Annotated in this window: 21 protein-coding genes and 2 tRNA genes; 8 read left to right on the top strand and 15 right to left on the bottom strand. The window is 63.7% G+C overall.

What is annotated here, in order from left to right; all coding sequences use genetic code 11:
- Nucleotides 1–83 precede the first annotated feature (83 nt).
- Both valS and AC3CD9_RS04890 read left to right on the top strand, forming a co-directional pair.
- Nucleotides 84–2,729 (top strand): valine--tRNA ligase, encoded by a 2,646-nt coding sequence (gene valS / locus AC3CD9_RS04895; protein WP_488366582.1) that lies wholly within the window; start codon nucleotides 84–86, stop codon nucleotides 2,727–2,729.
- A 258-nt stretch (nucleotides 2,730–2,987) separates the two neighbouring features.
- Nucleotides 2,988–3,680, top strand: a complete 693-nt coding sequence (locus AC3CD9_RS04890) for an AIM24 family protein (RefSeq protein ID WP_262776820.1) — start codon at nucleotides 2,988–2,990, stop codon at nucleotides 3,678–3,680.
- A 550-nt stretch (nucleotides 3,681–4,230) separates the two neighbouring features.
- On the opposite strand, the gene AC3CD9_RS04885 is transcribed toward AC3CD9_RS04890, so the two are convergent.
- The 7 genes from AC3CD9_RS04885 to AC3CD9_RS04855 all read right to left on the bottom strand — a co-directional run bounded on the left by AC3CD9_RS04885 (nucleotide 4,231) and on the right by AC3CD9_RS04855 (nucleotide 11,620).
- Nucleotides 4,231–5,517 (bottom strand): MFS transporter, encoded by a 1,287-nt coding sequence (locus tag AC3CD9_RS04885; RefSeq protein ID WP_488366581.1) that lies wholly within the window; start codon nucleotides 5,515–5,517, stop codon nucleotides 4,231–4,233.
- Nucleotides 5,518–5,529: 12 nt separating this feature from the next.
- Nucleotides 5,530–6,813 carry an ATP-dependent Clp protease ATP-binding subunit ClpX gene (clpX, locus tag AC3CD9_RS04880; protein WP_169252138.1) on the bottom strand — a complete coding sequence of 428 codons (1,284 nt, stop codon included), beginning with the start codon at nucleotides 6,811–6,813 and terminating at the stop codon, nucleotides 5,530–5,532.
- Between the two features lie 196 nt (nucleotides 6,814–7,009).
- Entirely contained in the window at nucleotides 7,010–7,654 is a 645-nt protein-coding gene (locus AC3CD9_RS04875) for an ATP-dependent Clp protease proteolytic subunit (protein ID WP_139467010.1), read from the bottom strand.
- A 26-nt stretch (nucleotides 7,655–7,680) separates the two neighbouring features.
- The gene (locus AC3CD9_RS04870; protein WP_101545567.1) at nucleotides 7,681–8,277 is read right to left on the bottom strand and encodes an ATP-dependent Clp protease proteolytic subunit; all 597 of its coding nucleotides are present in this window, start codon (nucleotides 8,275–8,277) and stop codon (nucleotides 7,681–7,683) included.
- 204 nt (nucleotides 8,278–8,481) lie between these two features.
- A complete protein-coding gene (gene tig / locus AC3CD9_RS04865) occupies nucleotides 8,482–9,858 on the bottom strand; it encodes a trigger factor (RefSeq protein WP_488366579.1) in 1,377 nt (458 codons plus the stop codon).
- A gap of 212 nt (nucleotides 9,859–10,070) precedes the next feature.
- A complete protein-coding gene (locus AC3CD9_RS04860; RefSeq protein ID WP_488366578.1) occupies nucleotides 10,071–11,489 on the bottom strand; it encodes a glycoside hydrolase family 15 protein in 1,419 nt (472 codons plus the stop codon).
- A gap of 57 nt (nucleotides 11,490–11,546) precedes the next feature.
- Nucleotides 11,547–11,620, bottom strand: a tRNA-Gly gene (locus tag AC3CD9_RS04855).
- Between the two features lie 165 nt (nucleotides 11,621–11,785).
- Here AC3CD9_RS04855 and AC3CD9_RS04850 point away from each other — a divergent pair.
- A tRNA-Pro gene (locus AC3CD9_RS04850) sits at nucleotides 11,786–11,859 on the top strand.
- An 80-nt stretch (nucleotides 11,860–11,939) separates the two neighbouring features.
- Here AC3CD9_RS04850 and AC3CD9_RS04845 read toward each other — a convergent pair.
- The 3 genes from AC3CD9_RS04845 to AC3CD9_RS04835 form a co-directional block, all read right to left on the bottom strand.
- Entirely contained in the window at nucleotides 11,940–13,052 is a 1,113-nt protein-coding gene (locus tag AC3CD9_RS04845) for an alcohol dehydrogenase catalytic domain-containing protein (protein ID WP_488366577.1), read from the bottom strand.
- Between the two features lie 13 nt (nucleotides 13,053–13,065).
- Complete coding sequence (locus tag AC3CD9_RS04840; protein WP_488366575.1) at nucleotides 13,066–13,539, bottom strand: ribose-5-phosphate isomerase; 474 nt, start codon at nucleotides 13,537–13,539, stop codon at nucleotides 13,066–13,068.
- 90 nt (nucleotides 13,540–13,629) lie between these two features.
- On the bottom strand, nucleotides 13,630–14,235 hold the full coding sequence (locus AC3CD9_RS04835) for a mycothiol-dependent nitroreductase Rv2466c family protein (protein ID WP_488366573.1): 606 nt from the start codon (nucleotides 14,233–14,235) through the stop codon (nucleotides 13,630–13,632).
- Nucleotides 14,236–14,428: 193 nt separating this feature from the next.
- Here AC3CD9_RS04835 and pepN point away from each other — a divergent pair, with 193 nt between their 5' ends.
- From pepN to AC3CD9_RS04820, 3 genes are read left to right on the top strand one after another with little or no spacing between them, the layout of a single operon-like run.
- Nucleotides 14,429–17,110, top strand: a complete 2,682-nt coding sequence (gene pepN, locus AC3CD9_RS04830; protein WP_488366572.1) for an aminopeptidase N — start codon at nucleotides 14,429–14,431, stop codon at nucleotides 17,108–17,110.
- A 12-nt stretch (nucleotides 17,111–17,122) separates the two neighbouring features.
- Nucleotides 17,123–18,214: a mechanosensitive ion channel family protein gene (locus tag AC3CD9_RS04825; protein WP_488366570.1), complete on the top strand. Its 1,092-nt coding sequence runs from the start codon at nucleotides 17,123–17,125 to the stop codon at nucleotides 18,212–18,214.
- Nucleotides 18,198–18,599 carry a globin gene (locus tag AC3CD9_RS04820; RefSeq protein WP_264801534.1) on the top strand — a complete coding sequence of 134 codons (402 nt, stop codon included), beginning with the start codon at nucleotides 18,198–18,200 and terminating at the stop codon, nucleotides 18,597–18,599. The genes AC3CD9_RS04825 and AC3CD9_RS04820 overlap by 17 nt, the downstream gene beginning before the upstream one ends.
- A gap of 28 nt (nucleotides 18,600–18,627) precedes the next feature.
- On the opposite strand, the gene AC3CD9_RS04815 is transcribed toward AC3CD9_RS04820, so the two are convergent.
- Together AC3CD9_RS04815 and AC3CD9_RS04810 are read right to left on the bottom strand one after the other, a co-directional pair.
- The gene (locus AC3CD9_RS04815; RefSeq protein WP_488366569.1) at nucleotides 18,628–19,299 is read right to left on the bottom strand and encodes a DUF8185 domain-containing protein; all 672 of its coding nucleotides are present in this window, start codon (nucleotides 19,297–19,299) and stop codon (nucleotides 18,628–18,630) included.
- Complete coding sequence (locus AC3CD9_RS04810; RefSeq protein ID WP_488366568.1) at nucleotides 19,296–19,838, bottom strand: acyl-CoA thioesterase; 543 nt, start codon at nucleotides 19,836–19,838, stop codon at nucleotides 19,296–19,298. Before AC3CD9_RS04810 ends, AC3CD9_RS04815 begins: the two co-directional genes overlap by 4 nt.
- 95 nt (nucleotides 19,839–19,933) lie before the next feature.
- On the opposite strand from AC3CD9_RS04810, the gene AC3CD9_RS04805 reads away from it, so the two are divergent.
- On the top strand, nucleotides 19,934–20,842 hold the full coding sequence (locus tag AC3CD9_RS04805; RefSeq protein ID WP_488366567.1) for an acyl-CoA thioesterase: 909 nt from the start codon (nucleotides 19,934–19,936) through the stop codon (nucleotides 20,840–20,842).
- Entirely contained in the window at nucleotides 20,839–21,084 is a 246-nt protein-coding gene (locus tag AC3CD9_RS04800; protein ID WP_488366566.1) for a hypothetical protein, read from the top strand. The genes AC3CD9_RS04805 and AC3CD9_RS04800 overlap by 4 nt, the downstream gene beginning before the upstream one ends.
- A 209-nt stretch (nucleotides 21,085–21,293) precedes the next feature.
- Here AC3CD9_RS04800 and ettA read toward each other — a convergent pair whose 3' ends face one another.
- The 3 genes from ettA to AC3CD9_RS04785 all read right to left on the bottom strand — a co-directional run bounded on the left by ettA (nucleotide 21,294) and on the right by AC3CD9_RS04785 (nucleotide 24,509).
- Entirely contained in the window at nucleotides 21,294–22,976 is a 1,683-nt protein-coding gene (ettA, locus tag AC3CD9_RS04795; RefSeq protein ID WP_488366564.1) for an energy-dependent translational throttle protein EttA, read from the bottom strand.
- A gap of 109 nt (nucleotides 22,977–23,085) precedes the next feature.
- Nucleotides 23,086–23,811: a DUF6993 domain-containing protein gene (locus AC3CD9_RS04790; RefSeq protein WP_488366562.1), complete on the bottom strand. Its 726-nt coding sequence runs from the start codon at nucleotides 23,809–23,811 to the stop codon at nucleotides 23,086–23,088.
- A 101-nt stretch (nucleotides 23,812–23,912) separates the two neighbouring features.
- Nucleotides 23,913–24,509, bottom strand: a complete 597-nt coding sequence (locus tag AC3CD9_RS04785) for a single-stranded DNA-binding protein (protein WP_488366561.1) — start codon at nucleotides 24,507–24,509, stop codon at nucleotides 23,913–23,915.
- Between the last annotated feature and the right edge of the window lie 59 nt (nucleotides 24,510–24,568).

Below are 24,568 nucleotides of genomic sequence, written 5' to 3'. Positions count from 1 at the left end.
ACTCGAGCTCCGGTGGGGCTTCGCGCGGCCACGGGCGCGAACCGGTTTGGCCGATCGCGAACCGGGTGAGAAAATCAGCAATTATGAACACACCTGCCTTTTCGGACTCGACGCACGAGTCAGTGAACCTTCCTGACAAGCCGGCCCTCGAGGGGCTGCGGGACAAATGGGACGCCGCGTGGAGCGAGCAGAACGTCTACGCCTTCGACGTCGACACCGATCGCGGGCAGGTCTACTCGATCGACACTCCCCCGCCGACCGCCTCGGGGTCGCTGCATGTCGGACACGTGTTCTCCTACACCCAGACCGACATCATCGCCCGCTATCAGCGGATGACCGGCAAGAACGTGTTCTATCCCCTCGGCTGGGACGACAACGGCCTGCCGACCGAACGTCGCGTGCAGAACTACTACGGAGTCACCTGCGATCCCGGCCAGCCCTACGACCCGGACTTCCAGCCGCCGGAGAAGGCACCGAAGAATTCGCGCGACTTCGTCAAGGTCTCTCGCCAGAACTTCATCGAACTGTGCGAGAAGCTCTCCGCCGAGGACGAGAAGGTGTTCGAGGAGCTCTTCCGCTCCACCGGACTGTCCGTGGATTGGAAGTACACCTACCGCACGATCGATGACGATTCGCGTGCGGTGAGCCAGCGGGCCTTCCTCACCGATCTGAAGAACGGGCATGCCTATTCGCAGGATGCCCCGACCATGTGGGACGTCACCTTCGGCACTGCTGTGGCTCAGGCCGAACTCGAGGATCGTGAGCGCGAAGGCGCGTACCACAAGGTGAAGTTCTTCCCCGAGGGCGCTGATGGCCTGGCCGACACCTCGGCGGAACCGATCATCATCCTCACCTCGCGTCCGGAGCTCATTCCTTCGGTCGTGGCACTCGTCGCCCATCCCGATGACGAACGCTACGCCTCCCTGTTCGGCACGAACGTCGTTTCGCCGCTCTTCGGTGTCAGCGTCGAGATCCGCGCCCATGAGCTTGCGAAGTCCGATAAGGGCACCGGCATCGCCATGGTCTGCACCTTCGGCGACCTCACCGACGTCACGTGGTGGCGTGAACTCGATCTGCCGACCCGTGCGGTGATCAACCGCGGCGGCCGCCTCAACCTCGAGGTGCCCGAGTGGATCGCGAACTCGCCGAAGTCCGATGCTGTGGCCAACTATGAGGCACTGGCAGGAAAGACGACGTTCTCGGCGCGCAAGGACATTGCGCAGATGCTCATCGACTCCGGTGACCTCATCGGTGAGATCGAGCCGATCACGCATCCGGTCCCGTTCTACGAAAAGGGCGACAAGCCGCTCGAGGTCGTCACCAGCCGTCAGTGGTACATCCGCAACGGCGGGCGGTCGGCCGAGCTGCGGGATGCGCTCATCGCCCGCGGTCGCGAGATCGAATGGCATCCGGCGTACATGCGCTCCCGCTACGAGAACTGGGTGGAGAACCTCAACGGCGACTGGCTGGTCTCCAGGCAGCGGTTCTTCGGTGTCCCGATTCCGCTGTGGTACCGCCTCGACGCTGATGGCCAGCCCGATTACGATGACCCGATCGTGCCCGAGTCGCTTCCGTGCGACCCCATCGCCGAGGCTCCCGCCGGCTTCACCGACGACCAGCGTGATGTGCCCGGCGGGTTCACCGCAGACCCGGATGTCCTCGACACCTGGGCGACGTCGTCGCTGACGCCGCAGCTGCTCGGCGGCTGGTCGCGCGACGAGGAGTTCTTCGACAAGGTCTTCCCCTTCGACCTGCGTCCACAGGGACACGACATCATCCGCACTTGGCTGTTCTCCACCGTGGTCCGGGCGAACTCGCTCAACGACGCGGCACCGTGGAAGCATGCCGGCCTGTCGGGGTGGATCCTCGATCCGGACCGGAAGAAGATGTCGAAGTCCAAGGGCAATGTCGTGGTTCCGTCGGACATCCTCGGCGAGGCGAAGCCGGGATTCGGTCCTGACGCGGTCCGCTACTGGGCGGCCAGCGCGAAACTCGGTGCGGACACCGCTTATGACGTCACGCAGATGCAGATCGGCCGCCGGCTGGCGATGAAGCTGCTCAACGCGTCGAAGTTCGCTTTGGCACAGGGAGTGCATGCCGGTCTCATCGGTCAGCTCGGTGCCGTCACCCACGATCTCGATCGGGCCCTGCTGGCGAAGCTTGCCGAGGTCGTCGAGCAGGCAGGGAAGCATATGGCCGCTTATGACTATGCTCATGCACTGCGTGTGACCGAGAGCTTCTTCTGGGAGTTCACCGATGACTATGTCGAGCTCGTCAAGGACCGTTCCTACGGCTCGTCGGGATCTGACGATCAGCTGTCGGCGCACGTCACCTTGGCCACTGCTCTGGATGTCCTGCTGCGTCTGTTCGCTCCGTTCACTCCGTTCGTCACCGAAGAGGTCTGGTCCTGGTGGCGCACCGGTTCGGTCCACCGTGCGCCATGGCCGGCAGATGAGGTGCTGAGCCATCCGGAATCGTCCGTCGATCCCGAGCTGCTGGCCTCGGTGGCAGCCGCACTGACCGAGATCCGCCGCACGAAGACCGAGGCCAAGGTGTCGCAGAAGACCGAGGTCGCTTCCGTGACCATTCAGGCGTCGGCCGTCGTCGTCTCCGCGATCACGGCGGCAGAAGGCGACCTCAGGGCCGCGGGCCGTATCAAGTCCCTGAGCACCGAGGAAGCCGGCGAGGAGATCGCCATTGCCTCGATCGACTTCGTCGACCGGGACTGAGCCGAACACCAGCCGGCCCTAGCTGCCAGCCAGAGCAGCCTCCGGCCCCACCGGCTGATTTGAGACCCGAACTGGTCCCGCAGAGCCCCGCGACATCCGTTCCTCCGCAGCGTCGGAGCAGCGGATGCCGTGGGGCTCTGTTCATGTTCCGGAACGGATACACGAAATGACCGGAGTCTGCGTTCTCTTCGCCGTACTATGGTTATCGACCACTGAAGAAACACCGAAGTCCTCCCTGAACGAAAGGTCCCCAGAACCGTGAGAAGCGAACTCTTTTCCAAGCGCAACGCCGAGGTCCAGAACCAAGAGCGGTGGACGCTCCAGTCGAACAAGATGCTGCGTTCGGTGGTCACGCCGAACGCGCCGATGATCGCCACCAAGGGCGCGATGGTCGCCTATCAGGGAGATGTCCGCTTCACCCACCAGGGGTCGAAGTCGGTCGGCCAGTTCATGAAGAAGGCAGCCACCGGCGAGGGCGGAAACGTCATGCGCGTCGAGGGACACGGAGAAGTGTTCTTCGCCAGGGAGGCCTCGAACATCTTCATGATGGCGCTCGAAGGTCCGCAGGACGCGCTGACCGTCAACACCGCGAATCTGCTCGCCTTCGACGACGTGCTCAGCTGGGAGATCAAACGCATCAAGGGCGGTGTCGGTGCGATGGTCAGCGGTTCGGGACTGTTCAACCTCGAACTTGCCGGACAGGGCACTGCCGCCATCTGCTGCAAGGGCGAGCCCATGGTCCTCGACTGCTCGCAGCAGCCGACCTTCGTCGATCCGCAGGCCGCCGTCTGCTGGTCGTCGGCGCTGGCCCCGCAGATCAAGACCGACGTCAGCGTCGGCACTTTCTTCGGTCGCGGCTCCGGTGAGTCCGTGCAGCTGGCATTCCACGGCCCCGGCTTCGTCGTCGTCCAGCCCGCAGAGAACGCCGTCTATTCGGCCACCACCAGCTGACGCACCTGGCGGCCGTCCGCTGTCTCACCACACCGACGCACCCCCGACCTGCTGCTTCGGCAGCGAGTCGGGGGTGTCGTCGTCTCTCCCGCGCATCTTTCCATGACGCCGCATCGGGCATCCCTCACCCGTCGTCACTCAACGCCTTGGTGCACAACGGTGTTTCGGCAGGACGGGTGAGGGTTACGCCAGCACCGGGGCCGTATGCCACCGGCGCGGTGGTGTGAGAGCAACGGTGAGGAATGCGAATGGACCGGGACGTCATGCCTCTAGCAATCCGGGGCAAGAGCGACGAGGCAAGCTGCGCGACGATGCCCGAAAGCACTGAAGAGTCGGGCTATCCTGAAATGTCGGAGCAGCCGAGTCTGCTTGGCTCATTCGGGACTCGACGTCGACTCTCCGCTGGGCCGTCAGTCATTCAAGGGCATGGGATCGGGGTGGCCGGGAATACTGGCCAGAATGGAGCAGGCCCTCCGGGACGACTACCCGCGCTGATTCGGGGACGACTCGCAGTACGAGCACGGTCGAAACGTCCGGTCTGCTCGATGGATCAGGCAGTGGAGACAGTGTGCTCGTGCCCGCCGCGTTCGACCCGGTATTTCCGGAAGGTCGGAAAGGCCACCGCACAGGCGAGCACGAGAACGATGACGGCGATGCCGCCACCCGCCGAGGCGACCGTGGTGTCTGTGACTGCCGCAACGGAGCCGTGGAGGACGTCCGCGATACGAGGCCCACCGGCGACGACGATGATGAACACTCCCTGCATCCGACCGCGCATCGCATCGGTTGCGGCTTCCTGGAGCATCGTCTGCCGAAAAGCGCCGGACACGATATCGGCTCCTCCGCCGACCGCCATCGCAGCCAATGCGACGACGAGCGCGGTCAGCCAGAACCCTGCCGCCAGCTCTAGCGACAGCCCGAACACCGTCATTGCCGCACCCCAGACGACGATGGCGACGATGACGGCCAGTCCCTGGCGTTCCACACGTGAGACCCATCCCGAGAAGATCCCGGCCAACGCACTTCCGCCGGCCAGCGCAGCGAAGAGCAGCGAGAACACGATGCCGCCCTCGGGCGGACCGTCGAAGGTCTCCGCGGCGATCTGCGGGAACAGTGCCCGCGGCATTCCGAAGACCATTGCAATGATGTCCACCAGCAGAGAGACCATGACGACGGTGTTCGTCCGCAGATACCGGAATCCGTCGATGATGCCTTTGAATCCCGACCGTGTATCGGGCTGTTTCTGCGGCGGCAGCGACGGCAGTCGGATCACTGCGTAGAGCGTAGCGAACAGGAACACGGCGTCGATGACGTAGAGCAGCTGGTACCCGAACAGCGGGATCAGCGCTCCGCCGACGACAGGGCCGATGACGGCGCCCAATGTCATCACGGTCATGTTCAGCGAGTTCGCCGCGGGCAGCAGGCCGAGCGGGATGATCGACGGCAGCAGAGCTCCCCGCGCCGGCTGATTCAGACCGAAGAATGCCTGCTGCATCGAAAACACCGACAGCAGCAGCCAGACATTGTCGATGCTGAGCACCGCGATGAGGGCGAGTGTCGCGCTCGTAACGATCAGACCGACCGTCGAGATCACGAGCAGCCTGCGCCGATCGATGACATCTGCCAACGACCCGCCCCACAGTCCGAAGACGATGAGCGGAACCAGCCCGAACGCACCGGCGAGCCCGACGTACCCGGACGACCCGGTGATATGGAAGATCTGTGCGGGAATTGCCACAACCGTCATCTGCGCACCGATGACGGTGACGATATTGGCCAGCCACAGCCGTCGGAATGACGCGTAGCGCAGTGGGCGTGTATCGGCCAGGAGTCTCATGCGAAAAGAGACTCAGGCAGACTTCTTATTCGTCCTGTTCCGTGACTTCGGCACGAGGGTCGGGGCGACATTGGATTCGACGACGTCCTTGGTCACGACCACCTCAGCGATGTCTTCGCGTGAAGGCACATCGAACATGACCGGCTGCAGGACCTCTTCCATGATCGAGCGCAGGCCTCGAGCGCCCGTGCCGCGCAGCAGAGCGAGATCGGCGATGGCCTCAAGTGCCTCGGTCTCGAACGTCAGGGAGACATTGTCGAACTCGAACATCCGCTGGTACTGCTTGACCAAGGCGTTCTTCGGTTCTGTGAGGATCGACATCAGCGCGGCCCGGTCGAGGTTGGACACGGTGGCCAGCACCGGCAGGCGGCCGATGAACTCCGGGATGAGGCCGAACTTGAGCAGATCTTCCGGGAGGATGTCCGCGTAGAGGTCCTCTTCGTCGTTCTTCGACTGCAGCAGGGCGCCGAAGCCGATGCCGTGCTTGCCCTTGCGGCCGGCGACGATCTCCTCCATCCCGGCGAAAGCGCCGGCGACGATGAAGAGCACATTGGTCGTGTCGATCTGCAGGAAGTCCTGGTGCGGGTGTTTGCGCCCGCCCTGCGGCGGCACCGACGCCTGAGTGCCTTCGAGGATCTTCAGCAGTGCCTGCTGCACGCCTTCACCGGACACATCACGGGTGATCGACGGGTTCTCCGACTTGCGAGCGATCTTATCGATCTCGTCGATATAGATGATTCCGTGCTCGGCACGCTGGATATCGAAGTCCGCGGCCTGAATGAGTTTGAGCAGGATGTTCTCGACGTCTTCGCCGACGTAGCCGGCTTCGGTCAGCGCGGTGGCATCGGCGACTGCGAATGGGACATTGAGACGCTTGGCCAGCGACTGGGCGAGGTAGGTCTTTCCCGAGCCGGTGGGACCGACGAGCAGAATGTTCGACTTCGCGATCTCAACCTCGGAGTCGCTGGAGCCGAGGGTCTTCTCGTCACCGGACTGCAGCGACCGGATGCGCTTGTAGTGGTTGTAGACGGCTACCGACAGTGCCTTCTTAGCCGGTTCCTGACCGACTACGTACTCCTGGAGGAAGTCGAAGATCTCACGAGGTTTGGGCAGCTCGAGTTCAGCCTGCTCCGGACTGGATTCGCTGAGCTCCTCTTCGATGATCTCATTGCACAATCCGATGCATTCATCGCAGATGTAAACACCAGGTCCGGCGATGAGTTTCCGAACCTGCTTCTGAGACTTCCCACAGAAGTTGCATTTGAGCAGGTCTGCTCCGTCCGCACTGCGAGCCACTGTCACAACCTTTCGCCAGGACGCTTGGCCCCAACTCTACCGCTCGTGTTTCCTGTACCTCAATAGCTTCCCATACGTGGCTGACACGAGCCCCCAGCCACGACTCGGTGTGTCGGCGGAAGGATCCGAGAACGGGTCCGCCCGATCGCAATCGCACGAACCCGTTCGCAGTGTTCTCCTGTCCTCCGACAGGTGATCAGCTCGCGTTCTTGCGCGAAGAGAGCACCTGGTCGACGAGACCGTAGTCCTTGGCCTGCTCGGCCGTGAGGAAGAGGTCGCGTTCGATGTCGTTCGAAACCTGAGCGGCCTCCTTGTTCGAGTGCTTGGCCAGAGTTCCCTCGAGCCATTCGCGCATCCGCAGCACCTCAGCGGCCTGGATCTCGAGGTCAGATGCCTGACCCTGTCCCTGCCCCTGCATCGCGGGCTGGTGGATGAGCACTCGTGCGTTAGGCAGAGCCAGACGCTTGCCGGGAGTGCCGGCGGCCAGCAGCACGGCGGCCGCGGAGGCGGCCTGTCCGAGGCAGACGGTCTGGATCTCCGGCTTGATGTACTGCATCGTGTCGTAGATGGCCGTCATCGCCGTGAACGACCCACCCGGCGAGTTGATGTAGAGAGTGATGTCGCGGTCAGGATCCTGCGATTCCAGGACGAGCAGCTGAGCCATGACATCGTCGGCGGAGGTGTCATCGACCTGTGCACCGAGGAATACGACGCGGTCGTCGAAGAGCTTCGTGTAGGGATCCTGGCGCTTGAAGCCATAGGGTGTGCGCTCTTCGAACTGCGGCATGACATAACGCGACTGCGGCATGTTCGACGCCGTCGAACCCGGCATAAAGTTCATTGAATTCATTCTTCCCTCACTCCTGCTCAGTTGTTCTCGACGTCGGACGCGCGGGTGACCATCTTGTCGATGAAGCCGTATTCGAGCGCCTCTTCAGCGGTGAACCAGTGGTCGCGGTCGTTGTCCTGAAGGATCTGCTCGAGCGACTTCCCGGTCTGCTGAGCGGTCAGTTCGGCCATCTGCTTCTTCATGTGCAGGATCAGCTCGGCCTGGATCTTGATGTCGGTGGCCGTACCGCCGATGCCGCCCAGCGGCTGGTGCATGAGGATGCGGGCGTGCGGGGTCGCGTAGCGCTTGCCCGGCGTGCCCGACGACAGCAGGAACTGTCCCATCGAGGCGGCCATACCCATGGCCACCGTCGAGACATCGGGCTTGATGTACTGCATCGTGTCGTAGATGGCCATTCCGGCGGTGACGGAGCCGCCGGGCGAGTTGATGTAGAGCGAGATGTCCGCTTCGGGATCTTCGGCGGCCAGCAGCATCATCTGCGCGCAGATGGCGTTGGCGTTGTCGTCACGCACTTCCGAACCGAGCCAGATGATGCGCTCTTTGAGAAGACGATTGAAGATGTGGTCGTCCAGACCCATTCCCCCACCGGCGTCGAGGCCGACGGGAGCTGTCATGTCGTATGCGCTCACGTTTCACTCCTGTGTTCTGTGGATGGCTTGTTATGGACTCTAACCGCTCTCCCCCGGGTTTTAGTCCGCGGCGAGGCCTGTGTTCGCCCTCAGCGTGATCGGGACCTGCGCAGATGCGAAGACGGTGGGTGCGGATCGCAATCCGTACCCACCGTCTCATCAGGATTCCACCGCCGAGGCGGCTCGTCCTCAGTTCTCTTCGGCAGCCTCTGCAGGTGCTTCGTCCGCGGCTTCCGCGCTCTGCGCGTTAGCGTCGGCATCCTCGGCGCCGGCCTCCTCAGCGTCGTCACCGGCGGAGGTGAAGGCTTCCATGTCGACGACGTTTCCGGCGGTGTCCTTGACCGTGGCACCGGCGAGGACGGCGGCCAGGGCCTTGCGGCGCGAGACCTCGCCGACGAGGGCGTTGACCTGGCCGGAGCTGTCGAGCATCTGGGCGAACTCGTTGGGGTTCATTCCGTACTGCTGCGAAGCGGAGATCAGGTACTCGATGAGTTCTGGCTGGCTGACCTCGACGTTCTCGGCTTCGGAGACCGCATCGAGGATGAACTGCGTGCGCAGGTTGCGCTCGGTCTCCTCGGTGACCTCCTTGCGGTGATCGTCGTCGTCCGAACGGTTCTCGGACTCGAGGTGACGCTCGACCTCGTCGGTGACGATCTTGGCCGGGACCGGGACGTCGAGGGTCTCGATGAGGTGTTCGAGGACCTTGTCCCGTGCCTGGACGCCCTGCTCGGTCTCCTTGGCCTTGCCGGCCTGGACGCGCAGGTCCTCCCGCAGTTCGTCGATCGTGTCGAACTCGCTGGCCAGCTGAGCGAAGTCGTCGTCGGCCTCGGGCAGTTCACGTTCCTTCACAGCGCCCAGGGTGATCTTCACAGTGCCCTGTTCGCCGGCGTGCTCGCCGCCTGCGAAGGTGGTCTCGAAGGTCGTGGTCTCTCCGGCCGAGAGGCCGTCGAGCGCTTCGTCCATGCCTTCGAGCATCGTTCCGGCACCGACCTGGTAGGAGATGTCGGAGGCGGTGTCGATCTCTTCGTCACCGATGGTGGCGACGAGGTCGAGGGTGACGAAGTCGTCCTTGGCCGCGGGGCGATCGACGGCGACGAGTGTTCCGAAACGGGTACGCAGCTGCTCGAGCTCTTCGTCCACATCGGCGTCGGTGACCTCGATGGGGTCGACCTCGATGTTGATCGTGTCGTAGGCAGGCAGCGTGACCTCGGGGCGCACATCGACCTCGACGGTGAAGCCGAGTTCGCCGTCTTCGGTTCCGTCGAGACCGGGAACCTCGGAGATCTCGACCTCGGGCTGGCCCATCGGGTTGAGGTCGTGCTCTTCGACCGCGTTGCGGTAGAAGTCGTCAAGACCGTTGTTGATGGCTTCCTGGATCACAGCAGGACGGCCGATGCGCTGATCGATGATGCGCGCGGGGACCTTGCCCTTACGGAACCCGGGGACAGTGACCTGGGCCCCGATGGTCTTGTATGCCTCGTCGACGCTCGGCTTGAGTTCGGCGTATGGGACTTCCACGCTGATCTTGACCCGGGTGGGGTCGAGTTGCTCGACGGAGCTCTTCACAGTGTGACCTTTCAAATTCGACAGTCATGCATTTTCGGTCATCTCCGACCTGATCATCCGGGTTCGTGACCGCAAACGGCCATCTCACAGCCTGATCGGTCATCTCGTGACCTTAGAGGGAGCGAAAGTCCACGAATAGTTCGCGCACGTCCGCGAGACGCAATCCCCTATGCTACGCGAAACCCCGCCCGATACGCGAAACCGGGGTGATTTCACGAGCTCGCTCCACCTCGGCGTCCGTAGAGTTCGTCGAGGGTGATGATGACGTTGGCCGCCGTCCACGACAGCGGCGCCACGGAGACCGGATCGCCGTCCCCGCTGACCTTCTCCGGCAGAGACCCTGCGCTCGTGCGGTGTTCTGCCAGCCAGTCGAGAATCGATTCGGCCCGGTCGCTGAGCCCGAGGCGCGCGAAGCCGAGCCCCATGAGCGACGTCGACGGCGTCCAGCTGGAGCGGTCGATGATCCAGCCGTGTCCGGGCTTGATCCCTCCGGCCGGCTGTTCGAGGCGGCCCCAGACTCCGACGAGAACCTCGGGTTCGAGAGCGTAGATCCCCTCTGACCGCTCCGGCACGAGCCCGGCGGCAGGCAGGTAGGCGATGGCCGAATCCGATCCGCCCGAGGTGGGATACCGCTGCATCCCATTGGCTCCGAAGGTCCGAGCGAAGGTCGCACGAAAATCATCCGCTGCGAGCAGAACGGCTGCCGCATCCTCGCCGAGGCGGCTCCACAGTTGCGGATCCGCATTCGTCAGAGCGGTGAGCGAGTTCATCCCGACCAGAGTCGGTCCGGCCAGGCCGAGTGAGACCTGGGATTCTCCGACTTCCCAATAGTCCGGGCCGACCGGAGGCAGGCTGCGACCGTGGGCGGTGAGATCGAAGAGACGCCGGGTGGTCCGTCGCAGAAGGTCATCGAACTCGCCGAGGTCGAACTGAGCGGCCGTCGCCGTGGAGACCGAATGCACTTCGGAGATCGCCCAAAGGACGAGGCCGAGGGAATCGAACTGCGATTCGCGGTCATCCGGTGCCAGTCCGGACTCCGGGTCAACGCGGGCGGCGAACGACCCGTCGACCGCCTGCACGGACTGCAGGCAGCGCAGATGGCTCCATGCCAGTTCCGACAACCCGACCCGCGCCAGAGCCACTGCGGAGAACGCGGTGTCCCGCGGCCAGACATAACGCCAAGCACCGGCCCATCCGGCGACCGGCGCGGGCAGCTCATCGCTGAGCACCCACAGGTCGAGCAGGGCGGAGACAGCGAGGTCGCGGCGATGGGCAGGCAGAGAGCCCAGCCACGGTTCGCAGCTGTCGAGGAATTCCCGCTGCCTCCTGGCCGGACCCGGATCCGACAGATCCGGCATGACTCGTGACTGTGCGGGCAGGCGTCGCGCGGCGACGGCGTCGAGGGCCTCACGCCGACCCGATCCGGTGTAGGCGGCCGTGACCGAGCGGACGGGATCCGGCTGGGCCGCCTCGGCGAGGGCTGCGGTGATCGCCGAACCGAGACCGATCGCACCGATCCCGGCGACCGCTCCGGTGAGCATCGCTCGCCGGCTGGGCCGGGCGATCGCCGACGCAGGGCCCCGCTCATCGCGCAAGGGCGTGCTCTGCGGCGGCTGATCCACTGTGGTCATCTGAGGATCTTACCCGGAACGAAGAAACCGGCCTGACCATCAGGTCAGACCGGCTAGTGGAGGGGATGACGGGAATCGAACCCGCACCATCAGTTTGGAAGACTGAGGCTCTACCATTGAGCTACATCCCCGTGGTGCGAGTTCGACTATAGTCGAGAACTTCATCGAGCGCCAAATCGACATTCGGTGACCTGCGTCACTCCTGCGATCTCACTGTGAGGTGTGTCGCATTGACGGGTTTGCGCGATTCGCAAGGTGCACGTCGCGAGCCGCCTGTGGTTAGATAGTAGCCGTCGCGGGATGTGGCGCAGCTTGGTAGCGCATCTGTTTTGGGAACAGAGGGTCGCAGGTTCAAATCCTGTCATCCCGACAGATTTCAGCCGCCCGGACCGATCGGTCCGGGCGGCTTCTTCATGTCGAAATACCACAGGCCGACATCAGAGCCGCAGCTCACGCCTCGAAGTCGATCACCTGCCGGACAACCGTCCCGTCGGAGAGCGCGTCGAAGGCCTCGTTGAGCTCGTTCAGGCCGATCGTGTCGGAGATGAGCTCCTCGACGGGCAGCTTGCCCTCCCGCCACAGCTGGGCATAGACGGGGATGTCACGGCTCGGCACCGCGGACCCGAGATATGAGCCGATCACGGTCCGGGCCTCGGCCGTCAGGGTCACCGGGGTGATGTGTGACTGCGCATCCGGGGCGGGCAACCCCACCGTCACGGTCGTTCCGCCGACAGCTGTGGCCGTGAACGCGGTCTCGAAGGCCCGAGCATGCCCGACGCATTCGATGACGATCGGAGCCTTCCGCTCCCCCAGCTGTTCGGGGGTGTAGACCTCGACGGCGCCGAGTTCCTTCGCCCGCACCAGTTTGTCGGGGTTCGCGTCGACGCCGATGACTCCGGCGGTCTCGATCGACAGAGCCGTGATGAGCGCGGCCATTCCGACTCCGCCGAGACCGACGATCATCACCTCGTCATCCGGTCCCGGCCGACCCGCGTTGAGCACCGCTCCCCCGCCGGTGAGCACGGCGCAGCCGAGCACCGCAGCGACGGAAGCGGGAACATCGTCATCAACGGGCACCACGGATGCCCGGTTGACCACTGCGTGAGTGGCGAACACGGACGCACCGAGGTGGTGGAGCACCTCGGCGCCGGTGTCGTCGTGGAGACGCACCTTGTGTCCGTCGAACGGCAGGGTCCCGGCTCCGTTCGTCGCACTGCCAGGCGTGCACGGCAATTTGCCGTCGGTGCGGCAGTTCGCGCACTGCCCGCAGCGAGGAAGGAACACTGTGACGATCTGTTGGCCGATCTCGAGATCATCGACGCCGTCGCCGAGCTTCTCGACGATTCCCGCCCCTTCGTGCCCGAGCAGCATCGGCAGCGGGCGGGGACGGTTGCCGTCGATGACAGAGAGATCCGAGTGGCAGACCCCGGCCGCCGTCATCCGAATGAGCACCTCGCCGGGACCCGGCTCACCGAGTTCGAGGGTCTCAATCGTCATCGGCTGCGACTGAGCAAATGGCCGAGGCCGCTGCATCTCGCGCAGCACAGCGCCGTGGATCTTCACAGTGTTCTCCCTCTTACAGAGCCTGCTGGCCCTGCTCCTCATACTTCGCCATGATGCTGATGCGGCGTTCGTGGCGCTCATCGCCGGTGAACGGCTCGGCCAAGAATGCATCGACGATCGAGATCGCTTCGGCTTCCGGGTGCTGGCGGGCGCCGACGGCGACGATCTGCGCGTTGTTGTGCTGACGGGCCAACTTCGAGATCTCCGGGTTCCAGGCCAGAGCGGTGCGTGCACCCTTGACGAGGTTGGCGGCCATCTGCTCGCCGTTGCCCGATCCGCCGATCACGACTCCGAGCGCTTCTTGACCGGCGGCCTGATCGTCGACGACGGCCTGTGCCGCGGCAATGCAGAAGGCCGGGTAGTCATCGAGGGCGTCATATTCAAGGGCGCCGTGGTCGACGACGTCGTGCCCGGCTGTCTCGAGGTGCGCCTTGAGCACCTCCTTGAATTCGTATCCGGCGTGGTCGGTGCCGAGGTGGACCTTCATATGTCTGCCTTTCGGTGGGATCGGTTGATCGGTTGAGCCCGCTGAGTGAACGGGCTGTTGAGTCGCGGCCGTTGGTTCGGCCCGAATGACTCAGTCGAAGTTCGGACCCTGGTCACGGGTGCGCTTGAGTTCGAAGAATCCCGGCGTCGAGGCGACCGCGAGGACTCCGTCGAAGAGGCGCCCGGCGTCCTCTCCCTTCGGAGCCGGGGTGACGACAGGGCCGAAGAACGCGGTTCCGGCGACACGGCAGATCGGTGTGCCGACATCGTCGCCGACCAGACTCAGTGCCTCGTCGTGGGAGGCCTGGAGCTGTGCGTCGTAGTCATCGGTCGCGCCGTACTTCATGAGATCGGCGGGCAGCTGCAGTTCGGCAAGGGCCTCAGACACAGCCTTTTCGAAGTCCTTCTCTCCCCCTGGGTGGATCCGGGTGCCGATCGCGGTGTAGAGAGGTTCGGCGATCTCCTCACCGTGCTCGGCGATCGCGGCGGTGACGATGCGCATCGGGGCCAGGGCCCGGTTCATCAGTGCCCGGTAGTCCTCGGGAATGTCCTTGTCACGATTGAGGAAGTTCAGGCTCATCGGGTGGAACTTCACCTCGACGTCGCGGACTTTCGCGACTTCGAGTCCCCAGCGTGAGGTCATCCATGCCCACGGGCAGGCCGTGTCGAACCACAGATCGAGTGTTTCCTTGCTCACTGTCTCTCCTCCGTCAAACGCTTGCGGGTCCCGTGCCGGGCACCCATCGTGTCAGTGATCAATCTATCAAGACCCGCCATCCTCGGTGACGGTGGCCGAATCGCGATCAGTCGCACCGACACCGCCGCAGCGGAGCGTGTCCATGAAAGAATGATCGAGTACATCCGGTTCCCGAAGCGAAGGTCACCTCACTGTGCCGCAATACAATCTCACCCGCGACGAAGCACGCGAACGTTCAGGCATCGTGGACGTCTCGAGCTACGAGCACACCCTGATCCTCACAGGAGTTGGTGAGAGTTTCCGCGTCCGTTCACGTATCCGTTTCACTGCGACAGCGGATTCGACGACGTTCATCGACGCCATCACCTCCAGTGTCGAGCGCGTCCGCCTCAACGGCACCGACCTCGACCTCGCCGAGGTGGTCGCACCGGCCCGCATCACCCTTCCCGGCCTCGCCGCTGAGAACGAACTCATCGTCGATGCTCATTTCACCTATATGAACACCGGAGAGGGCCTGCACCGATTCGTCGACCCGATCGATGACGAGGTCTACCTCTACTCTCAGTTCGAAGTCCCTGACGCACGCCGTGTCTTCCCCGTGTTCGAGCAGCCCGATATCAAGTCTCCGTACTCCTTCACCGTGATCGCACCGGAGAAGTGGACCGTCGTCTCGAACTCCCCCACTCCGACTCCGAGCGATCCGAAGGAGACCTTCGCCGAGCTCGGAGAGGAACCGCAGAAGGGCATGGCGGTGTGGCAGTTCGCCCCGACCACGCCGATCTCGTCGTATATCACCGCGATCATCGCCGGCCCGTACGAGTCCGTGCATTCGCAGCTGACTTCCTCCGACGGTTCGATTGTTCCTCTGGGACTGTACTGCCGCGCGTCCCTGCTCGAACACCTCGATGCGACGAAGCTGTTCCGGATCACGAAGGCCGGTTTCGAGTTCTTCGAACGCGAATTCGGTGTCTCCTACCCGTTCGAGAAGTACGATCAGCTCTTCGTGCCCGAGTTCAATGCCGGAGCGATGGAGAACGCCGGTGCCGTGACGATCCTCGAGAACTATGTGTTCCGGTCACGTCCCACCGAGGCTCTTGTCGAACGCCGGACCGTCACGATCCTCCACGAGCTCGCCCATATGTGGTTCGGTGATCTCGTCACCATGCGCTGGTGGAACGATCTGTGGCTCAACGAGTCCTTCGCCGAGTTCATGTCGACGCTGGCGACGGCCGAGGCCACCGAATTCGCCGATGCGTGGACGACCTTCGCCACGATCGAGAAGTCGTGGGCCTACCGGCAGGATCAGCTGCCGAGCACGCATCCGATCGTCGCCCCGATCGACGACCTTGCCGATGTCGAGGTCAACTTCGACGGGATCACCTACGCCAAGGGCGCTTCCGTGCTCAAACAGCTCGTGGCCTGGGTCGGTCGCGAGGAGTTCTTCTCCGGCCTCAAGAGCTACTTCGACAAGCATGCGTGGTCGAACACCGAACTCTCCGATCTCCTCACCGAGCTCGAGGCCACCTCGGGCAGGGATCTGGAGAGCTGGTCGAAGCTGTGGCTTGAGGAATCCGGGGTCAACCTCCTCGAAGCCGTCGTCACCACCGAGGTCGGTGATGAAACGGCCACCGAGGCATCGGAGGCGGAAAAGCCGACGATTTCGAGCCTGCGCGTGACTCAGAAGCCTTGGTCGATTGCAGGACAGCCCGCCCCATCGCTGCGACCGCACCGGTTGGCCGTCGGCTTTTATACGGACAACGGACAGGGACGTCTGCAACGCACCCATTCGCTCCCCCTCGACATCGACGGAGAATCCGCAGAGCTGGCCGAGGCCCGAGGCCTGGCTCTGCCCGATGTCGTCGTCGTCAACGACGCCGATCTCAGCTATGCGAAGGTCCGCTTCGACGCCCGCAGCATGGACACGGCGGCGAACAGACTGGGCGACTTCGACGATTCGCTCACCCAGCTCCTCGTGCTGGCAACGCTGTGGGATGAGGTCCGGGACGGCGAACGGCCCGTCCACGACTACATCAACACCGTGCTCACCCACCTGAGCGCCATCACCCATTCCTCCGGACTGCTCACACAGATGCGTCAGCTCGACACCGCGGTCGGCTCGTACCTGCCACCGCAGGAGCGCGAGGCGATGCACGCCGAGGTGGCTGACCGCTTCATCGAGGTCCTCGAGACGACCGAGGAAGGGTCGGACCAGTCCTTCCAGTTCGTGCGCGGGTTCATCCGTCACGCAACCACACCCGTGCAGCTCGATCGGCTCAAGTCCTGGCTGCGACCGGAGACCGAACGCGTCTATGGGATCGCCCTGGACACCGATCTCACGTGGGAGATCATCATCGGTCTGTGCTCGAACGACGCCGTCGACGATTCGACCGTCGAGGATATGAGCCGCAAAGACCCCAGCGCCACCGGCGTCCGCCACGCCGCGGCCGCACGGGCCAGCCGCCCCACCTCGGCGTCGAAATCGCAGACCTTCATACGGATGGTCGACGATGCAGATCTGCCGAACTCGGAACTCGGGGCGCTCGCTCTCGGCTTCGGTACCGGGCTGCAGACGAACTCCGGGGATTTCATCGCCGCCGAGGCGCCGCTGCGGTCCTTCGCCGACGAATACTTCGCACGGGTGGCAGGCTGGTGGGAGACGCGCACCCTGGAGATGGCGCAGACGATGACTCTGCGGCTGTACCCACCGGTGAGTTCTGCCACAGTCGACGCCACGTCACAGTGGCTCGACGATCACCCCTCAGCGCCGAAGGGCCTGGTGCGGCTGATGCGGGAGAACCTCGCCGATGCGAAGCGGGCGCTGCAGGTTCAGCGTGTGTCCAGCGCTTCCAAGGGATCATTGAACCTTCACAGTTAGTCTCGAAAGACCATGACAACCGAAGCAATAGATTCCGCTGTTCAGAACGCAAGTGACTTCGATTGGGCAACGTTCCTCCTCGGCGCTCCGCTGAAGATCACCGTGATCATCATCGGCGCCATCGTCGTCAACCTCATCATCCGGCTCTTCATCCGCCGGTTCACCACCGCTGTGGCCAAGGGCACGGTCGGCAGCGAGAAGGCCGAAAGCGCGGGCCGAGCGAAGTTCTCCGCCACTGCGCTTGAGGCCCAGCGGACCGGGATCGATGAGCAGACGATCAAGCAGCGTCGAGCCCAGCGGGCGAAGACCGTGGGGCGCATGCTGTCGTCGGTGACGACGATCCTCGTCAGTGTCATCGCGGTCCTCATGATCCTCGATGCGCTGAGCTTCAATATTGCCCCGATTCTCGCTTCTGCCGGTATCGCCGGTGTCGCCATCGCCTTCGGTGCTCAGGAGCTCGTCCGCGACTACCTGTCGGGTTTCTTCATCGTCATCGAAGACCAGTATGGAATCGGTGACACCGTGGACCTCGGCGAAGCCGTCGGCGAAGTCGAGGATGTCGGCCTGCGCCGCACTCAGATCCGTGACCTCACCGGCACCCTGTGGCATGTGCGCAACGGCGAGATCCTGCGTGTGGGCAACCTGTCCCAGGGTTGGGCTCGTGCCGTGCTCGACATCCCGCTCGACTATCGGACCTCGATGGATGAGTACCGCGAGATGACCGCGGACATCACGCGCACTCTGCGGAAGGATCCCGAGCTGGCCAATGCGATGCTCGAGGATCCCGAGATCGCCGGCGTCCAGTCGCTGTCGGGCTCCCACCGGGTCATCCGCACCATGGTCAAGACCAAGCCGAACCTGCAGTGGATGGTCGAGCGTGCCTTCCGTGCCGAACTCATGACACAGCTGGCCAAGCGCGGCGGACAGATCGGTATGGTGCAGGAGACGGTTCTGCGCACTCTGCCCGCTCAGGAGAAGGCGATGGCTCCGGCAGTCGCCGAGGATTCCGAGAATCCCTCGCCTCTGCCCAGTGACCAGGAGATCCGCAGCACCGTGCAGGAGGACTCCCCCAGTGAAGGATCGAGCGATGTCGCAGACAACTGACGGTTCCATCTTCGAGGCCGTCGGCGGGCATGACACGTTCACCCGCCTCGTCGACGTGTTCTACCAGCATGTCGATGCGGATGCTCAGCTCATTGCGATGTATCCGGACGGCCATGAGCTGGAGGGTGCGAAGCACCGTCTGCAGATGTTCCTCGAGCAGTACTTCGGGGGTCCGTCGACCTACCAGGAGCAGCGAGGTCACCCGCGACTGCGGATGCGGCATTTCGACTATCCGATCGATTTCGATGCCCGGGACCGCTGGCTGCGCTGCATGCGCGCGGCGCTCGACGATGTGAGCCTGCCGCCGCTGTACGACGAGATGTTCTGGGACTACTTCCAGCGGGCAGCGACCGCGATGGTGAATACGAACCCGAACATCCGGTGATCACAGTCCGGTGACCGTAGACCGCTGATCACAGTCCGCGGGCACGCGTGAGCAGGTGACCGCCTGGGGCCACAAGACGCAGCCAGCCTCCGGATTCCATGATGCGCAGCTGACGATCGTCATCGCGTCCCGCAGGTGGCACGAAGCGCAGCGCAGCGGCGGCGAAGGCCAATCCTCCTGGCATCCCGGTTCCCTGTTCGCCAGTCATCGGACGTGACCACACGCGTGAACGCAGAGCTTTGACCGCGTGTCCCCCGGAACCCTCGGGCGCACCGGTGCTGATCTCGGCGATCCCTGCCTCTGCAGTCTCGTGGAGCCATCCGACGCTGATCGTGTCGTATTCGGACCAGCCTCCGCGCGGAGGCGCAATCCCGGTCCATGACACGAGCACCGAGTTCGGCGGCACCGGCAGAGTAGTTCCGTTCTCGTCTCGGGCGAAGCGGTCGAGCAGATTCGACAGCGGCACCGCCTCGTCGAATCCGTCTTGTTCATGGTCGTCCAGGCGCAGCATTCGCATGGCCAGCACCAGCGGTGTCGAGTCGCCGAGTCCGTGCGGGAACAGCGGTGCCACGGTGGCGGCGAGGACGTCGGAGGCGACCTGCAGTCGCATCGCTCCGTCCGCATCTGCCCTGTGGGCCAGAGAAGTGAATGCGGAGAGATCCCGCATCGCGAGAGGGTCGTTGATATGCAGATCCGTCATCGTCTGGTCCTCCGCAGCGGAACGGGTGTGCCGACCACCGATTCCATGGCGAGGGTCTCGGCCTCGCTGAGGCGTCGTGGTCGGCCGCTGTCGATGTCGATGAAGACGATGACGGTCTCGGCGACCGTGTAGGTGCGCGAACCGTCCGGTTCGCAGATCACGTAGCCCACCGTCACCGAGGCGGGTCGCACATCGCTGATGACGAGATCGACCGCGATGGGGCCGGTCCGATAGGGAATCGGGGCACGGTATTCGATTGCGTGGGAGGCCACGAGCAGCTCGGTGGTGGCAGAGGCGTCGGCGAAGATCGTCGGTATCTCGACCCCACTGACCGTCTCGGACACCCCATGCTGTCCCGGCGTGGTCGGTGCATCTGAACTGTGGGTGGGAGATCCGAGTGCACGGACGCGCGCCTCTTCCAGCAGTTTGAGCTGGGTGACGTTGTTCACATGGCCGTAGGCGTCCATATCACCCCATCTCAGTTCCAACAGTACGCGGGTGAATTCGTCGAGAAGGGGGTTGGTGGCGCCAGAGTGCATGCCTCCCATCATGCCACCTTCATCACGACGGTGCCGCACGCGATAGGATCGTGACTCGTACGCACGATTGGCCCAGTCATCCGAGGGAGAAGCCCATGACCGACGAAGCATCCTCCGAAGCGGAGGCTAACGTAGCTCGGCTGCACGAGATCCTCGATCTGCGCCGGCTCGAGTTCACTGCGGCGTCCAGCGAAACGGACTTCTTCATCGGGCACAGCCAGTACAAACCCGACGGTCGGGTCTTCGGCGGACAGGTGCTCGCTCAGTGTGTCGTCGCAGCCGCTGCCACACTTCCCAGTGACCGCCTGATCCATTCGCTCCACGGATATTTCCTGCGCGCCGGCGATGTCAGCGAGCCCATCGAATTCGGCGTCGAGCGGCTGCGTGATGGCCGTTCGTTCTCTGCCCGCCGCGTCCACGCTTATCAGAAGGGCGCGCCGATCCTGTCATTGAGCGCTTCGTTCCAGGACGACCAGCCGGGTCTCAGCCATGCCGAGCAGATGCCGACCGGTCTGCCGGCTCCCGAGGACTGCCCGGAACTGCTTGACTATATCGGCGATGAGGATTCTCCGGTCGTCAGCGACTGGTTGCGGAAGCGTCCCTTCGAAGTCCGTCCTGTCGAGCCGTCTCTGCACACCTCGGGCGTCTCGGATCCCTCGATCACCGAACAGCATTCCTGGTTCCGGGCCAGTTCGACGTTCGGAGACGACCCGGTGCTCAATGCCGCGGCTCTGGCCTATGCGAGTGACTTCAACCTGCTCGAACCGGTTCTTCGTCATCACGAGCTGACGTGGCGAACCCCGGGGCTGCGAGTGGCCAGCCTCGACCATGCGATGTGGTGGCACCACCGGGTGCGAGTCGACGGCTGGATGCTCTATGTCCAGGAGTCTCCTGCCGCACAGGGTGGGCGCGGTCTCGGCTACGGCCGCATCTTCGCTCAGGACGGAACCCTGCTGGCCACTGTGGCCCAGGAAGGCATGGTCCGGGTCAAGGAGGTTCAGTGACGAGTAAGGACCCGACGATGATGGACATCATCGGCACCATCCTCAGCCGCCTGGTCAACGTGGCGCTTTTCCTCGTCATCGGGCTGCTCAGCCTCGTGGCGTTCATGGGACGCACGGATCTGCATGTGGCAATCTGCGGGCTGTTGGCCGTCGTGTGCGGAGTCATCGGCACGATCCTCGTCCGTCTGCTGTTCAGAGGGATCGCGAACCTCGGCGGACTCACCCGTCGCTCAGAGGACTGACTCTTCTCCTCACTCGGTCGCGGTTACCGGCTGGCCCGTTTTGGACGGTTCGCCAGCGGACGCAGCGCACGTCTCTCACCGATCCTGTGCAGGCGCGTTCATCGTCCACCTGTTCCGCACGGACACAGTGATGCCCCGGTCGCTTCGACCGGGGCATCACTGTATGGGAATGAAGAGTCGGAACCGGTTCGGCTCAGACCGAACTGCGCTCAGTCTCGGGTGAGACGACGGTGGGTGACTCGGTGCGGGCGGGCCGCATCTTCGCCGAGTCGCTCGACCTTGTTCTTCTCATAGGCTTCGAAGTTGCCTTCGAACCAGTACCAGTTCGCCGGGTTCTCTTCGGTGCCCTCCCACGCGAGGATGTGCGTGGCCACACGGTCGAGGAACCAGCGATCGTGCGAGACGACCACGGCGCAGCCGGGGAACTCGAGCAGGGCGTTCTCCAATGAGCCGAGGGTTTCGACATCGAGGTCGTTCGTCGGCTCATCGAGCAGGAGCAGGTTTCCGCCCTGTTTGAGGGTGAGTGCGAGGTTGAGGCGGTTGCGCTCACCGCCGGAGAGGACTCCGGCCTTCTTCTGCTGGTCCGGGCCTTTGAATCCGAACGCGGAGACATAGGCACGGGAGGGCATCTCCACCTTGCCGACCTGGATGAAGTCGAGCCCGTCAGAGACGACCTCCCACAGGTTCTTGTCCGGATCGATTCCGCCGCGGGACTGGTCGACATAGGAGATCTTCACGGTCTCTCCGACCTTGAGATTTCCGCCGTCGAGCTCTTCCATGCCGACGATCGTCTTGAACAGCGTCGACTTTCCGACGCCGTTAGGTCCGATGACGCCGACGATGCCGTTGCGCGGAAGGGAGAAGCTCAGGCCGTCGATGAGTTTGCGCCCGTCGAAGCCCTTTTCGATCTTGTCCGCTTCGATGACGACATCACCGAGGCGGGGGCCGGCTGGAATCTGAATCTCTTCGAAGTCGAGCTTCTGTGTCTTCTCCGCCTCGGCCGCCATCTCCTCGTAGCGGGCCAGACGGGCCTTCGACTTCGTCTGCTTCGCCTTCGGGTTCGAACGCACCCATTCGAGTTCGTCTTTCAGCCGCTTGGAGAGTTTCGCGTCCTTCTTGCCCTGGACCTGAAGACGCTCCTGCTTCTTCTCGAGGTAGGTCGAGTAGTTGCCCTCATAGGGGTAGAGGTGCCCACGGTCGACTTCAGCGATCCATTCGGCCACGTGGTCGAGGAAGTACCTATCGTGGGTGATCGCGATGACAGCGCCCGGGTAGGTCTTCAGGTGCTGCTCGAGCCACAGCACCGATTCCGCATCGAGGTGGTTCGTCGGCTCGTCGAGGAGCAGCAGATCGGGCTTCTCGAGCAGAAGCTTGCACAGTGCCACGCGGCGACGTTCACCACCGGAGAGAACGGAGACGTCTGCGTCCGGCGGCGGGCACCGCAGAGCGTCCATCGCCTGTTCGAGCTGGGAGTCGAGATCCCAAGCGTCGGCGGCGTCGATGGCCTCCTGCAGCTTGCCCATCTCTTCCATGAGGGCGTCGAAATCCGCATCGGGGTCGGCCATCTCCTCGGAGATGGCATTGAAACGATCGACCTTCGCCTTGATCTCGCCGACGCCTTCTTCGACATTGCCGAGGACGGTCTTCTCTTCGTTCAGGGGCGGCTCCTGCATGAGGATGCCCACCGAGTACCCGGGGCTGAGTCGAGCTTCACCGTTGGAGGGCTGCTCGATTCCCGCCATGATCTTCAGAATCGTTGATTTGCCGGCGCCGTTGGGGCCGACCATACCGATCTTCGCTCCGGGGTAGAACGACATCGATACATCGTCGAGGATGACTTTGTCACCGTGCGCTTTGCGCGCCTTGTGCATGGTGTAGATGAATTCGGCCATAGTGCACTCAGGCTATCGGTTCGGCGCACCCCAGCGCCACTTGACGCTCGGCATTCGTCGAGGATGACCGAACTTCCGCCGAGGCGGTCCGACCTGCGCCGGGGAGTGCTCAGCCTCCGCCGAGAGACGGGGCTTCACCCGAAGTGTCGCCCTCGCTCGAGGTCTCCTCGGATTCGCCCTCACCGGAGGACCCATCGGTGCCCTGAGAACCGTCGGTGCCTTGGGTACTGTCGGTGCCTTCTGAGCCCGGAGTCCCTTCCGCTCCCCCGGTGCCTGCCGACGCGGAGTCGTCTTCACTCGGCGCGGGGCTCTCGGTTTCACCGTCCTTGCCGTTGATGTCCTCGCCGGGCAGGTGGCCGGCACCGTTCGAGTCGCCGTCTTCGTCGCGCTTCTCGCCCTTCGGGGCTTTGACACCTTTCGGCCGTTCCACTTCGCCGAACAGGCAGGAGCCCGTCGATTCGGTGGGCTGGACGAGGTCTGCGGTGGCTTTGCCCTTCCGGATCTCGCCGACGACGCAGCCTTTGTCGGTCTTGACTCCGAACATCTTCGAAGGGACTTCATTGCCGAGCGGCGATTCGTCGATCGTCGCCTCCAGCTGTTTGGGCTCATATCCGGCGTCGAGCATCGTGGAGAAGAACTTCTTCGTCGACGGCACCGATTCCTTGTCACCCGTCAGCGGTTTGAGCGCCTTGAGCACCTTGTCGACTTCGGCAACGGGCTTCGCCTGGGTCTGCTTCGGCTGCGGCTGCGAATCATCGGCACCGAAGCCGAGAAGCGAACACCCCGACAATGCCAGAGTCAGTGCCGCAGCACTCAGCACAGGAACAAGACGCATCTGCAACCTCGGCGAGAGGGGACGATTGACAGTCTCACTCTAGCGGATGTCACGAGCTGCGAGGCGCATCGATTCGACAGGGTTGCAAGGAATTCAGCCGATCAGAAGGGCGCCGCGGCTTTCGCGGTCTCCCGTGCGATCGGATCATCTTCGTCGGCACCGGCGTCGATGTCGGCACCGACGCCGCTCGCGGTATCGACGATGTCGTCATGATCGGTGTCGCCGTCGGATTCGGACTCCGGCGGCGTTGCGGCGGGCCCCAAGGCGCTCCAGACAGAATCGTTCGATCCGGATGACTCAGAGTTCGCCTCTCCGGCAGTCGACTGTGAGCGGTCGGCTGCTTTGGCGCGCTTGTAATGCGCGGTTCCGTACCTCAGGTCGGGACCGATATGATCCGCGACCACCGTCGGCGAGATTCCGCTGCGCTCCTCGGTTGCCCATTCTCGATTCCTCAGACTGCCCGATACGATCACCGCGGCGCCGGTGCTGAGCGACATCGCGGAATTGCTCGCCAGGTCGCCGTAGCAGTCGACACCGAACCACGAGGTGCCGTCTGTGACGAACTCGCCGGTGTTCTTGTCGACTCTCCAGTGGTTGACGGCCAGCCTGAACGAGGCGCAGGCTCGCCCGGACGGCAGCGTTCGTGCGGTCGGCTCGGTGGCGATGGTGCCGGTGACGGTGATCGGGATTGCGGACATCGGTGTCTCCAAATCGGTGTGATGAAACCATACGGTCCTCTGCGTCCGCATGGATCTCC

The sequence above is a fragment of the Brevibacterium sp. MGP-B1 genome (assembly GCF_057766545.1).
Note: the sequence above shows the minus strand (reverse complement) of the source record. Positions and strands in the feature narration are given on the sequence as shown.

What these genes read in the sequence shown, in the direction of transcription:
- AC3CD9_RS04805 (WP_488366567.1), top strand. Translation starts at nt 19,934, where the DNA reads ATGACCGACGAAGCATCCTCCGAAGCGGAGGCTAACGTAGCTCGGCTG.
- AC3CD9_RS04790 (WP_488366562.1), bottom strand. Translation starts at nt 23,811, where the DNA reads ATGCGTCTTGTTCCTGTGCTGAGTGCTGCGGCACTGACTCTGGCATTG.
- AC3CD9_RS04820 (WP_264801534.1), top strand. Translation starts at nt 18,198, where the DNA reads ATGTCGCAGACAACTGACGGTTCCATCTTCGAGGCCGTCGGCGGGCAT.
- ettA (WP_488366564.1), bottom strand. Translation starts at nt 22,976, where the DNA reads ATGGCCGAATTCATCTACACCATGCACAAGGCGCGCAAAGCGCACGGT.
- AC3CD9_RS04885 (WP_488366581.1), bottom strand. Translation starts at nt 5,517, where the DNA reads ATGAGACTCCTGGCCGATACACGCCCACTGCGCTACGCGTCATTCCGA.
- AC3CD9_RS04860 (WP_488366578.1), bottom strand. Translation starts at nt 11,489, where the DNA reads ATGACCACAGTGGATCAGCCGCCGCAGAGCACGCCCTTGCGCGATGAG.
- AC3CD9_RS04825 (WP_488366570.1), top strand. Translation starts at nt 17,123, where the DNA reads ATGACAACCGAAGCAATAGATTCCGCTGTTCAGAACGCAAGTGACTTC.
- AC3CD9_RS04815 (WP_488366569.1), bottom strand. Translation starts at nt 19,299, where the DNA reads ATGACGGATCTGCATATCAACGACCCTCTCGCGATGCGGGATCTCTCC.
- AC3CD9_RS04785 (WP_488366561.1), bottom strand. Translation starts at nt 24,509, where the DNA reads ATGTCCGCAATCCCGATCACCGTCACCGGCACCATCGCCACCGAGCCG.
- valS (WP_488366582.1), top strand. Translation starts at nt 84, where the DNA reads ATGAACACACCTGCCTTTTCGGACTCGACGCACGAGTCAGTGAACCTT.
- AC3CD9_RS04870 (WP_101545567.1), bottom strand. Translation starts at nt 8,277, where the DNA reads ATGACAGCTCCCGTCGGCCTCGACGCCGGTGGGGGAATGGGTCTGGAC.
- AC3CD9_RS04840 (WP_488366575.1), bottom strand. Translation starts at nt 13,539, where the DNA reads ATGAAGGTCCACCTCGGCACCGACCACGCCGGATACGAATTCAAGGAG.
- AC3CD9_RS04875 (WP_139467010.1), bottom strand. Translation starts at nt 7,654, where the DNA reads ATGAACTTTATGCCGGGTTCGACGGCGTCGAACATGCCGCAGTCGCGT.
- AC3CD9_RS04810 (WP_488366568.1), bottom strand. Translation starts at nt 19,838, where the DNA reads ATGCACTCTGGCGCCACCAACCCCCTTCTCGACGAATTCACCCGCGTA.